At 51.4% G+C, this 14,509-nt stretch carries 11 protein-coding genes and 1 pseudogene; 4 read left to right on the top strand and 8 right to left on the bottom strand.

The annotated features are described in order from the left end of the window. Positions 1–40: 40 nt before the first annotated feature. The 3 genes from lolA (at position 41) to serS (ending at position 3,575) form a co-directional block, all read left to right on the top strand. A complete protein-coding gene (gene lolA / locus C9J01_RS28125) occupies positions 41–655 on the top strand; it encodes an outer membrane lipoprotein periplasmic chaperone LolA (RefSeq protein ID WP_473805745.1) in 615 nt (204 codons plus the stop codon). Positions 656–799: 144 nt separating this feature from the next. Further along, positions 800–2,140 carry a replication-associated recombination protein A gene (locus tag C9J01_RS28120; RefSeq protein ID WP_107301369.1) on the top strand — a complete coding sequence of 447 codons (1,341 nt, stop codon included), beginning with the start codon at positions 800–802 and terminating at the stop codon, positions 2,138–2,140. A 127-nt stretch (positions 2,141–2,267) separates the two neighbouring features. Continuing rightward, entirely contained in the window at positions 2,268–3,575 is a 1,308-nt protein-coding gene (gene serS, locus C9J01_RS28115) for a serine--tRNA ligase (RefSeq protein ID WP_107301368.1), read from the top strand. Between the two features lie 450 nt (positions 3,576–4,025). Here the strand turns inward: serS and C9J01_RS28110 are convergent. The 8 genes and pseudogenes from C9J01_RS28110 to C9J01_RS28075 form a co-directional block, all read right to left on the bottom strand. Beyond that, positions 4,026–5,610, bottom strand: a pseudogene (locus C9J01_RS28110) (sodium:solute symporter family transporter); the annotation flags it as partial. Then, on the bottom strand, positions 5,603–6,598 hold the full coding sequence (locus C9J01_RS28105; RefSeq protein ID WP_107301367.1) for a nuclear transport factor 2 family protein: 996 nt from the start codon (positions 6,596–6,598) through the stop codon (positions 5,603–5,605). The gene C9J01_RS28105 and the pseudogene C9J01_RS28110, both read right to left, overlap by 8 nt. A gap of 84 nt (positions 6,599–6,682) precedes the next feature. Then, entirely contained in the window at positions 6,683–7,657 is a 975-nt protein-coding gene (locus tag C9J01_RS28100) for a nuclear transport factor 2 family protein (RefSeq protein WP_201797879.1), read from the bottom strand. A gap of 335 nt (positions 7,658–7,992) precedes the next feature. Beyond that, entirely contained in the window at positions 7,993–9,267 is a 1,275-nt protein-coding gene (locus C9J01_RS28095; RefSeq protein ID WP_107301366.1) for a TRAP transporter large permease, read from the bottom strand. Further along, positions 9,264–9,767: a TRAP transporter small permease gene (locus C9J01_RS28090; protein ID WP_107301365.1), complete on the bottom strand. Its 504-nt coding sequence runs from the start codon at positions 9,765–9,767 to the stop codon at positions 9,264–9,266. Before C9J01_RS28090 ends, C9J01_RS28095 begins: the two co-directional genes overlap by 4 nt. Positions 9,768–9,792: 25 nt before the next feature. Beyond that, the gene (locus tag C9J01_RS28085) at positions 9,793–10,785 is read right to left on the bottom strand and encodes a TRAP transporter substrate-binding protein (RefSeq protein WP_107301364.1); all 993 of its coding nucleotides are present in this window, start codon (positions 10,783–10,785) and stop codon (positions 9,793–9,795) included. 223 nt (positions 10,786–11,008) lie between these two features. Beyond that, complete coding sequence (locus C9J01_RS28080) at positions 11,009–11,968, bottom strand: LacI family DNA-binding transcriptional regulator (protein ID WP_107301363.1); 960 nt, start codon at positions 11,966–11,968, stop codon at positions 11,009–11,011. 65 nt (positions 11,969–12,033) lie between these two features. Then, positions 12,034–12,774: an HpcH/HpaI aldolase family protein gene (locus tag C9J01_RS28075; protein WP_107301362.1), complete on the bottom strand. Its 741-nt coding sequence runs from the start codon at positions 12,772–12,774 to the stop codon at positions 12,034–12,036. Positions 12,775–13,137: 363 nt separating this feature from the next. Between C9J01_RS28075 and hisD the strand changes: the two genes are divergently transcribed. Beyond that, positions 13,138–14,439, top strand: a complete 1,302-nt coding sequence (gene hisD, locus C9J01_RS28070) for a histidinol dehydrogenase (protein WP_107301361.1) — start codon at positions 13,138–13,140, stop codon at positions 14,437–14,439. Positions 14,440–14,509 lie beyond the last annotated feature (70 nt).

The following is a 14,509-nucleotide window of genomic DNA, read 5'->3' as shown; positions in this document are numbered from 1 at the left end:
CGATCAAAGGGCAGGCATTTAAAAAGGGTTTAACAGAATGATTAAAAAAGTGCTTTTGAGTATGTTGGTTGCTGGTCCGTTGCTAATGGCAGGTCAGGCCCAGGCTAACCCGCAGCAGGAACTGAGCACCCGTTTAGGTAAAGTAAATGCGTTCAGTGCCGATTTTACCCAAACCGTCGTAAGCCCTGAGGGGAGTCTGCTGGTAGAAGGTACCGGTGATGTATCCATCAAACGACCAAACTTGTTCCGTTGGAATACGGAAACACCGGATGAGAATATCTTGATCTCTGATGGCAAGACACTTTGGTACTACAGCCCGTTCATCGAGCAGGTAACGGCAATGTGGCTCAACGATGCCACAGATCAAACCCCGTTTGTTCTGCTGACCCGCAACAGTGCGGCTGATTGGGCCAACTACAATGTATCGCAGACCGCAGATACCTTTACCCTGACACCGAAAAGCGGTGCCTCTTCAATGGGTAAGTTTATTGTAACTGTCGCTAAGTCAGGTGAGGTTCGTAGCTTTTCTGTAGTCGAACAAGACGGCCAGCGCAGCAACTTCAAGCTGTCCAAATTCAACAAGGCAACGCCTGTGGCCAGCTTGTTCACCTTCACGCCGCCACAAGGCGTAGAGCTGGATGATCAGCGCAACTAAGCCTGCGCACCAAATTAGTTGGCAGTGTATCTAGCCTGCCAGCAGTGAACTGATTGATTTAGGTGGTACGCTTGTACCACCTAATTTTGTTTTTAGGCCAACTGAATCGGCAGTGGTTTGGGTTGGTAGAGAGGAGCGGTAATTTTGAGTAATTTCAGCCTGGACTTTTCTTCGGATTTCCGTCCGCTGGCGGCCCGAATGCGTCCACGTACCGTGCAGGAATACATCGGCCAGAAACACATTCTGGCGGAAGGCAAACCGCTGAGGCGCGCCCTTGAAGCGGGGCACCTACATTCGATGATCCTATGGGGACCACCGGGCACCGGAAAAACGACATTGGCCGAGGTAGCAGCCCATTATGCCAATGCTGAAGTTGAACGAGTGTCTGCGGTGACCTCGGGGGTGAAAGATATCCGAGCGGCAATCGACAAGGCCCGTGATAACAAAATGGCCGGCCGTCGCACTATCTTGTTTGTCGATGAGGTCCATCGCTTCAACAAGAGCCAGCAGGATGCCTTCTTGCCCCATATCGAAGACGGCACCGTGACCTTCATTGGCGCAACGACAGAAAACCCTTCTTTTGAACTCAACAACGCATTGTTGTCGCGCGCCCGGGTCTACAAGCTCAAATCACTTGAAACTGAAGAAGTCCTTGAAGTCATTGAGCAGGCCCTTAACGACAAAGAGCGCGGTGTTACTGAGGGTAACCTAGTGTTTGTCGATGAGGTCAAAGAGCGCTTGGCCGAGCTAGTTGGCGGTGATGCCCGTATGTCGCTGAACTATCTTGAGCAACTGATCGACATGGCAGATGAGGACAAGCATGGCAACAAGCAAATTACCCTGGCACTGCTGGCTGAAGTCGCCGGCGAAAAGATTGCCCGTTTCGATAACAAAGGTGATTTGTGGTACGACATGATTTCAGCGGTTCACAAGTCAATCCGTGGCTCGAGTCCGGACGGCGGCCTATATTGGTATGCCCGTATGCTCCAGGCCGGCTGTGATCCGCTTTACGTTGCCCGCCGCTTGTTGGCGATTGCCTCGGAAGATATTGGTAATGCCGACCCACGGGCGATGCAGGTGGCAGTGTCTGCTTGGGATTGTTTTACCCGGGTCGGCGCTTATGAAGGTGAGCGGGCAATTGCACAAGCGATTGTCTATTTGGCCTGTGCGCCGAAAAGTAACGCGGTTTACACGGCATTTAAACAGGCCAAGTTGGACGCGGCTAACTATCCTGATTATGAAGTTCCGCATCACTTGCGCAATGCGCCAACCAAGCTGATGAAGGAAATGGGTTACGGGCAGGAGTATCGCTATGCCCATGACGAGCCGGGTGCCTATGCGGCAGGTGAGAGCTATTTCCCGCCTGAGTTAGCGGGCACTCGCTACTATCAGCCGACAAATCGGGGCTTAGAGACTAAAATATCCGAAAAGTTAGATTATCTTGCTTCTTTAGATGCAAAAAGCGCGTCAAAGCGCTATCAATAATAGGGCTTTTTGGGTATTGTTGAGGGATCAGCGTTAGGTTGCCTAACGCCTTCTGAATTATAAATTATTTAGTCACCAATTTGACTAAATAGTGTGCACTTTAGAACATTATGAGCACAGGATTAGCATGCTAGATTCTAAATTACTTCGAACTGAGCTGGACGCAACAGCCGAAAAATTAGCGCGCCGTGGTTACACTCTTGATGTAGAGCTACTACGTTCCCTAGAAGAAAAACGTAAGTCACTTCAGATCAAAACTGAAGAGCTTCAGGCATTGCGTAACTCCCGATCGAAGTCCATTGGCCAAGCGAAAGCGAAGGGCGATCACGAAGAAGCTGAGCGTATCCTTGCTGAAGTTGGTAACCTAGGCTCTGAGCTGGACGACGCGAAAAAAGCACTTGCTGCGCTTCAGGCTGAGCTAGACGCTATCGTACAAACTATTCCAAACCTGCCGGACGATTCTGTACCAGCCGGTAAAGACGAAAACGAGAACGTAGAAATCTCTCGCTGGGGCCAGCCTCAGTCTTACGATTTCGACGTGAAAGACCACGTTGACCTAGGTGAACTGGCTGACGGTCTTGATTTCGCAAGCGCAGTTAAGCTGTCTGGCGCACGTTTCATCGTGATGAAAGGCCAGTTCGCTCGCCTACATCGTGCAATCGCCCAGTTCATGCTGGATCTGCACACCGACGAGCACGGCTACACCGAGATGTACGTACCGTACCTTGTGAACTCTGACAGCCTATTCGGTACTGGCCAGCTGCCTAAGTTCGGTGCTGACTTGTTCCACACTCAGCCACTGACTGAGAAAGTGAACGACGAAGAGCCTCGTACCTTGTCTTTGATCCCGACAGCAGAAGTACCAGTTACTAATATGCTGCGTGACACGATTTCTGAAGAAGCAGACCTGCCTGTTAAGATGACAGCGCACACACCTTGCTTCCGTTCAGAAGCGGGTTCTTACGGCCGTGACACCCGTGGTCTTATCCGTATGCACCAGTTCGATAAGGTTGAGCTAGTACAGATCACCCGTCCTGAAGACTCAATGGACGCACTGGAAGAGCTAACAGGCCACGCTGAGAAAGTACTACAGCTGCTTGAGCTACCTTACCGCAAAGTGATCCTATGTACTGGTGACATGGGCTTCGGCGCGGTGAAGACTTACGACTTAGAAGTATGGGTTCCTGCACAGGAAACGTACCGTGAGATCTCTTCTTGTTCTAACTGTGGTGACTTCCAGGCTCGCCGTATGCAAGCTCGCTTCCGCCGTAAGGGCGAGAAGAAGCCTGAGCTAGTTCATACCCTGAACGGTTCTGGCCTAGCGGTTGGCCGTACTATGGTTGCTATCCTTGAGAACAACCAGGAAGCTGACGGTCGTATCCGTATCCCTGAAGTACTGCGCAAGTACATGAACAACGTGACTCACATCGGTTAATCCGTTACGCGGACGTTCAAACAGAACAACAAAAACCCAGCCAATTGGCTGGGTTTTTTATTACTTGCATGGCTGAATATTGATTGCAAAAGCGGCCCTGCTGGGCCGCCTTGCGCTAGCGTGAAGTGGCAGAGGCTGTTTTTGACTCCCTGACGTCACCTTCGGCTTCTGTAACCGGTGCTGATGACATTTTCTGGGCAGCCCATACTGAGGCTGGGCTAAGCAGCAAGCCTGCGGCAAAGAACCAGAAGCCTGAGATATCAAACAGTGACAGCATGACAAGCATCAGGGTCATGGTGCTGGCAGTACCCACCACATAGCTCTTGCCGGTAAACGAGCGGTACTTCAATGCCATTAGTGACAATGCCAGGCTACCACCGAAGACATAGGCACAGGCATAGCCAAAGATAACTAGCGCATTGCTGTTGTCGATCAGGGCATTGAATAGGTACAAGAAGGCAAGCGAGACGACGAACATCACAAGCAGGCCATAGCTTGCTTTATCGACTTTACCCGGTACCAGATACCAGCCATTGTCCATGGTTGGCTTGTTCAGGCGTTGGTACTCATCCTGCTGGCCCTTGACAGTGTAGCGGTGCATCTCGGTTTGCTTGCCAGTTAGTGCAAGGCTGGCAACCCAAGCCACCACACTGTTGACCACAACACCGATCACACAGTACCAAGGCCACGAAATATCGGTAGCAACGGCAACATACCAGATAGCCAGGAAACTGGCTGCGACACCGATCAACAGGCCTTTTTCGGTAATGTGCTTGGAGTAGAAGCCTAGGACGAACATACAGAAGCTGGCACCAACAAAGTACGAACCGGCTTTACTCAGTACCTCAAGTACCGAACCTGTGCTGGTGGCAAACATCAAGGCAGGGATGATAACCAACAGGGCCCAAGTAACGGTGAAGAAGCGAGATACTTTGAGGTAGTGCTCCTCTGATTCGTTTTGCTTGTAAAAGCGCTTGTAGAAGTCGGCAACTGACACTGTTGCCATCGAGTTGAACGCTGAGTCGAGGCTAGACATACTGGCAGCCAAGATGGCGGCGGCAATGATACCCATCAAGCCCGGTACGCCGTATTCACTGGCATATTGCAGGATAATGGTATTGCCGTTTTCAAATGGCTTGCCTTCGTAGTAAGCATTGAACAGCACACCCAATACGATAAACAAGAAGTAGATGAAGAAGGCGACATAGCCCATCATCAGCATAGATTTCTTGGCATCGCCCATGCTTTTTGCTGCCATACAACGCTGGACCATCATCTGGTTACCGCCATAGACAGTAGTGTGGAACATGGTCATGGCAATCACCCCAGCCCAAACGGTGGTGACTTGGCTGAGATCCATATTGGTCTTGAGCGCGTCGGTCATGCCCTGGGCCTTGAGATCAGCAAGCACTTCGGTCATAGGAGCAGGCATGCCGTTCCATACCGCTTCGATGATAATGAAGGCCCCGATAAACAGGATGAAGGCTTGGATAACGTCAGTCCAGATAACCGCGGCAATCCCCCCCATGACGGTGTATACCAGCGCGATGGCAGTAACAATCATGATGCAGTAGACCACATCGATACCGGTGATGAATTCTAGGATCATAGCGGTAGCATACAGTACAGCTGCCGAACTCAACGCCTGCTTCATCAGGAAGATAATCGATAGGGTCAACCGGGACGCTTTGCCGAAGCGGCGCTCTTGGTACTCGTAAATAGACGTGAGGCCGTTGTTGTAGAAAAACGGCATAAACACCGACACGATGAAAAAGATCACCAGCGGGTAGTTGAGGTGGATGGCAATGACCGACAACCCTTCGGTGTATGACCATGCCGGGCCACCGAGGAACGACATTGCACTGACATAGGTACTGACGACCGAGATACCAATTGCCCACCATGGGATATTTTTGTCACCGAGGGCGAACTGCTTTGCTGAGGTGACTTTTTTACCGATGACGGCACCTAGGATCAGGGTGAGAACAATGTAACCGCCGAGAATGGTCCAGTTTAATAGTCCGAAATCATGCATAAGCAGGGCCCTCTAGTTGCTCTTTCATCTGGCCGAACAGGTCATAGCCCAACTGAAACATAATGTGGGCAATATCGATAGCAACCCAGTTTTCCTTGAGCAGTTCACCGTCACGGCGCCAGATGTCCATGACCCGCAACTCAATATGCTTGCCAGTCGGGGCCAATCCCAGCCAGCCGCTATGTCCGGTATGGGTGCCGTGCATGTGCGGCCAGCCGCCTGTGCTTACGTAGTCATTTTGGGCCAAAATATTCAGCTCGATGTCGACGCTGCGGTCTGGGAAGGCGAAAACAAACGGGGCTTGGTGATGGTTGCGGAAACCTTTTATTCCCCGTGTTGTACCGATAGCTGCCGGGCCGTACCACATGAAGTCACTGTGCCAGTAGTTTTCCAGATCCATCGAGTAGAGATCTTTGCCATCGAAGCGGCCAAGGCATCCCAACATATCCTCAACCAGTTGCTTGCTCTTTTCGCTGCGATCGGGACACACTTCACCGTGGTTGAAACCATCGGCGGTGGCCGGTGCCATGACCAATCCATCGTGGCCAAGGCTGCGGCGCATCGGATTGACACGGGCCTGGTTCATTGCATCGATAAAGTCGGGGATAAGGTAAGACTCGGTGATCTGGCCGTTCTCGACGCAGACCATTTCGGTATAGCGAAGATAAAGGGTTTTCCCAGTGGCCGGAATGCCAAACAGGCTGTTTTCGAATGTCCCGACAAAATAACCGGTCGAGTTGTACCAAGTACGTCCTTCATATTCACCATCCATCACAATCAACGGGCGGCGCTCCGCATCGGGCAGGGCATGCTTGAGCGGGGCGAGAAACGATTCGTCGGCAGCCTGCGGGCCGTTTAGGTCATTGACAGGGTGGGCAACACACCATTTAACATCGGCATTAAGGGCGTTGCTGGCAACCTCTGCTTGCTCGGACTGGCTGGCAGTGAAGTAATTTTGGTAGAACTTCTCGATGATATTCAGTGACATTATGCATCCTTACAGTGTTGAGTCTGGGCGGGCCTATTGGCCCTTGTTGTCTTTTTAATGTGGATTTAAAGGCTGAGTGGCGGTTTATCCCTGTTGTAATAGGATTTGCTTCCATACCGCTGTCTGGTCATATAGCGTGAACTCGCGGCGCAGGCCCCACGGGCCATATTCTGCATGGCTTATCCCCATCACATACACATCGGCACCGGTAGGTTTGCCAAAGGCACCATAGCCCTCATGCTTGCCTTGCAGCGACCAGCGGATAGCAGCGCGGGGCGCCATCATTGGATCTTCGCGGCCAATACGGTGATGGACAGTAAATTTGGCATTGGGAAACGCAGCACGGAGTTGCATCCAGAACTGGTCAACCTCATGGTGGGAAAGGGCTGAGGTGCCGCCAGGGTATTCCGCCATACAGGCGCGGTCATAGTCATTGGTAACGGTTGAGAACTCAGCATTCATCAATTTGCGCAGGGTATCTTCGAACCGGCTTCCCCATTCATTGTCATTACCAATTCCAAGATAGGGACCTTCGATATCTTGAGCCGGGGTGAACGGGAATGGGCTCTTTTCAACCCCACCTTCACGTTCGATTAACTGGCGGGCGTATTCTTCCGCACTCAGCCCCAGTTGCTTGGCGATGTCGCCTTGGTCGCGGATCAGCCACTCGTCATTGATTTGGTTATTAATAGCATGGCAATCGGCAATGATGCGGTAACGGAGTTTGGTACCGCTGGCCTTGCCGTAAACCCCGTCACCTAGGTGGGAAGCTGTCGAAGTAATACGGTGAGAGGAAAGCATGCCTTGTTCTGGGCTGCCGCTCCAAATCACGTCTTCTCCAAAGAGGGTACGATCAGGGAACTCTGCCAGTGTCGCCATGGTAGCGCTGATGACGCCTTCATTACCGGTTGAGATACCGCTTGGGGAGCGGACGATAATATCGGGTGAATAGTAATGGTGGAGGGTATGCAGCCCCCGGTCTTCCCAAATCTCCTTGGTAATACCAAGAATGTAATCTGGAAAATCACGCCATCTTGGATCAAAGCCGGCCATGGCCATAAATACCTCCTATCAGTCTGACAAGTTAATAAGTTGTTATGTTTTTGGTTACGTATTCAAACTAGCGGATGTTGCAGATATGTCAATAAACTGTTTTTGGCACGATTGAAAATGCGTGGCGCGGATCAGATTTTTAACAAGTGGTGTTTTTTTATCCTGAAAAGTGATTGCATAAGTGAGCAATATAATATTCCGTGCAAAGGAGTGCTAAGGCGGGATGATGGGGAAAATGCTGGATATATGGCAGAGGTAGGTGGTTGGTGGATGAAAATGCTGCCTTTCAGGCATGCGGCAACAAAAAGAAGGAGACGAATGTCCCCTTGCAGTATGGTTTATTACAAGCCCGGTAGTGCGAGCGAGAGGGAGGGAATAAACGTAATAAGTGCCAGTGCGACAATCATTGCGCCTATCCAGCCCAATATGGCACGGGAGAGCTGCTCTATCGGGATTTTGCCGACCTGGCTTGCCATGAATAGGTTGGCCCCGAGCGGCGGGGTGACAAAGCCAATTGCCAGGTTGACGATCATGACAATACCGAAGTGGACTGGGTGCATACCCAGTGCGGTTACTATCGGCAGCAAGATTGGCGTCAAGATGACTATGGCAGCCAGCGTCTCCATGAATGTCCCCACAACCAGTAACAATAAATTAATGGCTAGCAGGATAGCTATCTTGTTTTCGGTCAGGGACAAGATGAACTGGGCAATTTCCGTCGGTAGTCTTTCAAGCGTCAGGATCCGGCCGAAGGTTACGGAAGCCCCCACGATGACCAGCACTGCACCGACCAACAACGAGGACTCAAGGATAATCTTGCGGATTTTCTTGGCATCGAGTTCCTTGTAGACAAATACGCCGAAGAACATGCCGTAGGCAACCCCGATAGCGGCAGACTCCGTAGGGGTAAAGATCCCCGAGTAGATCCCACCGAGTATTATCACCGGTAACAGCATCGCCCAAATTGCGTCCTTGATCGCCTGCCATCGTTCTTGCCATGAGTATTTTTTCTCATTGCCAGAGTAGCCCTTGAGCTTTGAGACTATAACGCAATAGGCAATAAGGACGACACCGACCACAATACCCGGCACAATACCTGCCATAAACATAGAGGTTACCGAGACTTCAGCTGTGATGGCATAGACAATCATCACAACGCTAGGGGGTATGATCACCCCTATGCCGCCAGAGCAGGCAATAAGCGAGCCGGCAAAACTGCGGTCGTAGCCTTTTTTTACCATACTCGGGATCATCGTGAGGCCGATTGCCGCCACCGTAGCCGATCCAGTGCCCGAGATTGAGGCAAAGAACATACAGGCTACGATGGCAACAATACCGAGGCCACCGGTAAAGTGACCGAAGAATGTCTCGGCAACATGCAGCAAGCGGTTGGAAATACCGCCCTGGCTCATCAAGTTACCGGCGAGGGTAAATAGCACCACGGCCAGCAGCGGGAAGGAATCGAGTCCGGTCGCGAGGCCCTGTACCAGAAATTCGATATTGAGGAAGGGCAGGCTCAATATAGCGATCATGCTGGCACCGGCCAGTGCTATGCCGACCGGCACACCAATCATTAACAACAGGCCAAATGACCCAAACAACAACGCTGATGTCATCCTTGAACCTCCTGGTAAGATTCCCGGTTACCGCGGATCAAGGCGACACGCCGCCAGATGCTCGATGAAAGCCTGATTATATTCAGTACACTACCCACCAAGACGGAGCAGTAGAGTACGGCAATCGGGATTTCCAGCGCCGGGGCTATCTGTCCCAGTGCCAGGCTCCGCATAACGACCTGGTAGCCAAACCAAGCGACGGACATCGAAAATGCCATGAAGATCAGGTCGGCGAGAACCAACACCGCTTCACGGCCCCGCTTGGGCAGTAAGTCGACCAATACCCGGATCCGAATATGGCGGTCATCCTTGATGCAGTAGCTGATACTGAGGTACATCGCCCAAACGAACAGGTAACGGGCCAACTCTTCGGCCCAGGGAATGGTTGCGTCAAACAGACGCAACACAATTTGTAGACAGAGCAATCCGGTCATCAGGCTGATCGCAGTAATGATCAGCGTGGGTTCGAAGTGCTTGTCCAACCAACGGACTAACGGCATAGGATCCTTCCCTTAAAGCTGGTGGTTACAGGGCTTCGACTGCAGAGATAACTTGGTCAAATAGCTGTTCGCCTGTGCGCTCACGCAGTGAGTCATAGATAGCCGCATTCATCTGGGTTTTCATCTGATCACGCACAGCCTGAGGTACCTCATTGACTGCCATCCCTTTTTCCTCTAGCTGGGTAATAACGTTGCTGTTCAGTTCGGCTGCAAGTTTGCGTTGCTTGGCAATGGCTTCAACGGTGACCTCATTGATTAGGCTCTGCTGATCTGCGCTTAGGGACTCCCAGAACGGCTTGTTCATAAACAACACGTAGTTGGTATACATGTGGTTGGTCAGTGACAGGTAAGATTGGGCTTCGTAGAAACGCTCTGCATAAATGGAGTAGAGGCCACTTTCCTGGGCATTAATTAGGCCCTGCTGAAGCGAGGTAAAGATCTCACCCCATGACAGAGGGGTTGGGGCCGTACCGATAGAGCGCCAGGCGCTGATTTGGGTCGGGTTGGAAGCCGCACGGATTTTAAGCCCTTTGAGGTCGTCAACGGTTTCAATCGGTTTGCGGCTGTTGGTGATACTGCGGAAGCCGACTTCCATAAAGCCAAGGCCGTGGAAACCCTTGCTCTCCATAGCACCTAGTAACTGACCGCCGATTTCATCGCTGTCGAGTGCCTTGTGGGCGTGATCGGCATCGCGGAACAGGTAGAACACATCAAGCACGTTGAACTCTGGGACAAAAGGCGCCAATAGGATGGATGCGCCGAATGTCATCTGGAGGTTGCCTTGCTGAACCATCTCGGTGGTTTCCCTCACATCACCCAATTGCCTTGCAGGGTATATCTCGACCTCGATTTCCCCGTTGGAGCGGCGCTCGAGTTCTTGTTCGAAATAGACCATGGACTGGTGAACCGGGGAGGTTTCTTGGCTGTCATGGCCGAGACGGATGACCGTGCTTGCATTCGCAGTCAAAGTGGTTGAGAAAAGGATTGTTGAGCAGACGATCGAGACAAACTTACGCATTTTTATCTCCTTTGAATACTGTTATGCATCACAGTAGTTCATTAGTAGGGTTGGTTGTGTTGAATAATTGTTATCTTTTTGCATACGAATCCAAAAATAAATCATAGGTAATTAAAGTCAACATTTATTTAACATAAATGTAGCAAGGTGTGATGTGGCTTTTGCTGAGGCAAAGAAAAACCAGCGCATGACACGCTGGTTTGGGTAGGATTTAGGGAGGGTCTTAGGCTAGGGTACTGCTTCGTTCGATGACCACACCCTGGCGCATCAGGTACTCGCCGCTCGCTTCTTGCTCTTGCTGGATACGCGAGAGCAAATCATCGACGGCAAGTTGGGTGATCTGATCCAGCGGTTGGGCGATGGTTGTCAGGCTATAGCCGGGCCAACTTGCCATCGGGATGTCGTCGACGCCCATTACGGCATAGTCACCGGGGACTGCCTTACCTGCCTGACGCAGGCCGTCAATTACCCCGAGGGCGAGGATATCGTTGGCGCAGAAGATAGCTTGGGGCTGGTGGGGCTTGGCAAGGATCTCGCTGGCTGCGGCGAGGCCTGACTCAAAGTTATACTGGCACTGGATGTAATCGGGGGCCGGTAGGCCAAGCTCGCTTAGCCGCTTGGAGAACCCCTTCCAGCGTTCCTCACTGGTCATCGACCCAGCATCACCGCTAATGTATATCATCCGCTCGAACCCTTTACCGTGTAGGTAATCGGCAGCCTGGATACCGGCATGGAGGTTGTCCAAGCCAACACTGTTGGCGGTCACCCCTTCTATGTAGCGGTTGATCAGGCACAAATGGACGCCGAACTTTTCACACTGGGCAAATGCCCGGCTTGTCAGGCGGCTGGTGGCAATGATCAGCCCATCGACCTGATACTCGATGGCACGGGAAATGGCCAAATCCAGATCATCCTTGTCGATCGGGCAGAGTACAACCTGCCCGCCGCGTTTTTGGATGGCACTGGCCAGTTTACGGGTCTGCAAATCGTACATCGGGTTGCTTTCGCTATCGAGGGCGATGGCAACCAACCCGGAACGGTTGGAGATCAGGCTTCTTGCGATGGCATTGGGGGTATAACCCAGCTTGTTTGCCGCATCGAGCACCATCTGGCGTTTCTTTTCGCTAATACTGGCCTTGGGGTTGAATGCCCTTGATACCGTAGATTGGGAAACGCCCAGCATTTTGGCAACATCGACCGAGGTGACTTTGGCCTTGATAACGACCTCCTTAGTGTAAACTTCGCGCCTTACAAGGCGGCGCGCTGTCGGTTAAATCCATCAATAATCATTTTATGCTCAGACGCCAGGCCAAAGAAAGAGACCCCGGCCTCTTTCCAAGCAGAAATTTGACTGGCATCAGCGACGAACATGCCTACCGGTTTGTTGTTTCGCTTGGCGGCCTCAATGACTTTCAAGCTGGCGTCCCTTACCACATCGGTTTGTACCGAGGGAGCCCCATAGGCTACGGCAAGGTCGACCTGGCCGATGAACAAGGCATCGATACCCTCGACGGCTGCAATAGCGTCGACATTGTCGACGCCTTCAGGGTCCTCTATCTGGGCAACAACAGTGGTGGCTGTTTTACTCGTAGCAAGGTGTTCGGCCATTGGCTTGGTCGCATAGTTGGCTGCACGGGTTGAGCCGGCATAGCCACGACCATTTTCACCGTAGTGGCTGCGCTTGACGATCTCCTCGGCTTGGCTGGCAGAGCAGACATGTGGCACCTGGATACCCGTTGCCCCGCAGTCTAGGGCATTGAGTATGGTTGACGGTGCCGCATCCGGGATCCTGACAAGTGCAGGTAGTCCTGATAGCCGTGCGGTCATGATGCAGAGATCCAAGGAAGCCCTGTCATAAGGCGAATGCTCGGCATCCAAGATCAGGAAATCCAGCTCGGTTAGAGCTAATACTTCAATGATATGGGGATGCGGGGTTTTAACGAAAGTCCCAAGTTGTACTGGTTGTTGAAGTTGTGATGAAAAGCGCATAACGGTTCCTTGTTACTTGGTTTTTGTATTGGAAAGGTATGCAAGATAAATATCCTTAAATTAACTTTTTGGCAACAATGGTGAGGTGAAAACATCGACTTAATCGGGTCAATAGCGCTGGTTATAACTGCCTACGATCTGGTATGACTAACTTAAATTCAGTTAAATCAGTAGGATAAAAAAATATCTTTGGTTTGGTGATGTTTTTGTTTGCTTGTTGTAAATTTTTTGTCTAATGTATTTTGCATTCGTAGTCATTTGGTTGTTTAGTCCTATCCAACCAGCTGGAATAAAGTCAGAACCATAAAAAAATTTTTCATAACAATGCATACGTAATCAAAAGTGAAGCAAGGAGAAACATACATGGCTCGTTTTCTGAAAGAAGGCATCACAGAAGAAGTTTCAGCATCCAATGACGCAAAGGTACGCGGTATCGTTGAGGGGATCCTTGGGGATATCCAACAGCGTGGCGACAGCGCTGTGCGCGAGTTATCGGAAAAATTTGATAACTGGTCACCAGCCCAGTTCCGCTTGTCAGAGGAGCAAATCCAGGCCTGTATCGATAGCCTGGACGATGCGACGCGCCATGATATCGAGTTTGCCCAAGAGCAGGTCCGTAACTTTGCCCAGGTCCAGCGTGATTCAATGAAAGATGTTGAAGTCGAAACGCTGCCGGGTGTTGTGCTAGGCCACAAGAACGTACCGGTAAACAGTGTTGGCTGTTACATCCCTGGCGGTAAGTACCCGCTGGTTGCTTCTGCACACATGAGTGTCCTGACTGCCAAAGTTGCCGGTGTTAAACGTGTTATTGCCTGTGCTCCTCCATTCAACGGTGAGCCGAACCCTGCCATCGTAGCCGCAATGGCGATGGCCGGAGCCGATGAAATCTATTGCTTTGGTGGTGTTCAGGCCGTTGGTGCAATGGCCTTGGGAACCGAATCAATCCTGCCTGTTGATATGATTGTTGGCCCTGGTAACGCTTTTGTTGCTGAAGCCAAGCGCCAACTGTTTGGCCGAGTGGGTATCGACTTGTTTGCAGGTCCAACCGAAACATTGGTTATTGCTGATGAGCAAGGTTGTGATCCTGAACTGGCTGCTGCTGATCTCCTTGGTCAAGCTGAACACGGCTACAACTCTCCTGCGGTCCTTTTAACAAACTCAGAGCAGTTTGCCCTTGAGACCATCAAAGAGATCGAACGTCAGCTGACAATCTTGCCGACAGCGGAAGTGGCTGGTAAGGCGTGGGATGATTACGGCCAGGTGATTGTCTGTGACAGCTACGAAGAAATGGTCGAAGTTGCTGATGATATTGCTTCTGAGCACGTCCAGGTAATGACCCGCGACCCACAGTACTTCCTTGAGAATATGACTAACTACGGTGCGCTGTTCCTTGGACGTGAAACCAATGTTTCCTACGGTGACAAGTGTATCGGTACTAACCATACCCTACCGACCAAGAAAGCGGCTCGCTATACCGGTGGCCTATGGGTTGGTAAGTTCATCAAGACCTGTACCTACCAGCGCGTCACTGCAGAGGCTTCGCTGAAAGTCGGTGAATACTGCTCTCGTCTATGTGCACTGGAAGGTTTTGCCGGCCATAAAGAGCAAGCAGATATCCGTGTTCGCCGTTACAAGAAACTGGACGAGGAGGGCGCGTTGTCATGAGCAAACTCGCTCTGGTAACGGGTGGGAGTGGCGGCCTGGGGGCCGCCATCAGCCAGCACCTCGCCCAATC

The organism is Photobacterium rosenbergii, assembly GCF_003026455.1.
GTDB classification, from domain to species: domain Bacteria; phylum Pseudomonadota; class Gammaproteobacteria; order Enterobacterales; family Vibrionaceae; genus Photobacterium; species Photobacterium rosenbergii.
Note: the sequence above shows the minus strand (reverse complement) of the source record. Positions and strands in the feature narration are given on the sequence as shown.

What these genes read in the sequence shown, in the direction of transcription:
- C9J01_RS28100 (WP_201797879.1), bottom strand. Translation starts at nt 7,657, where the DNA reads ATGGCCATGGCCGGCTTTGATCCAAGATGGCGTGATTTTCCAGATTAC.
- C9J01_RS28105 (WP_107301367.1), bottom strand. Translation starts at nt 6,598, where the DNA reads ATGTCACTGAATATCATCGAGAAGTTCTACCAAAATTACTTCACTGCC.
- C9J01_RS28085 (WP_107301364.1), bottom strand. Translation starts at nt 10,785, where the DNA reads ATGCGTAAGTTTGTCTCGATCGTCTGCTCAACAATCCTTTTCTCAACC.
- hisD (WP_107301361.1), top strand. Translation starts at nt 13,138, where the DNA reads ATGGCTCGTTTTCTGAAAGAAGGCATCACAGAAGAAGTTTCAGCATCC.
- C9J01_RS28080 (WP_107301363.1), bottom strand. Translation starts at nt 11,968, where the DNA reads ATGCTGGGCGTTTCCCAATCTACGGTATCAAGGGCATTCAACCCCAAG.
- serS (WP_107301368.1), top strand. Translation starts at nt 2,268, where the DNA reads ATGCTAGATTCTAAATTACTTCGAACTGAGCTGGACGCAACAGCCGAA.
- C9J01_RS28075 (WP_107301362.1), bottom strand. Translation starts at nt 12,774, where the DNA reads ATGCGCTTTTCATCACAACTTCAACAACCAGTACAACTTGGGACTTTC.
- C9J01_RS28090 (WP_107301365.1), bottom strand. Translation starts at nt 9,767, where the DNA reads ATGCCGTTAGTCCGTTGGTTGGACAAGCACTTCGAACCCACGCTGATC.
- C9J01_RS28095 (WP_107301366.1), bottom strand. Translation starts at nt 9,267, where the DNA reads ATGACATCAGCGTTGTTGTTTGGGTCATTTGGCCTGTTGTTAATGATT.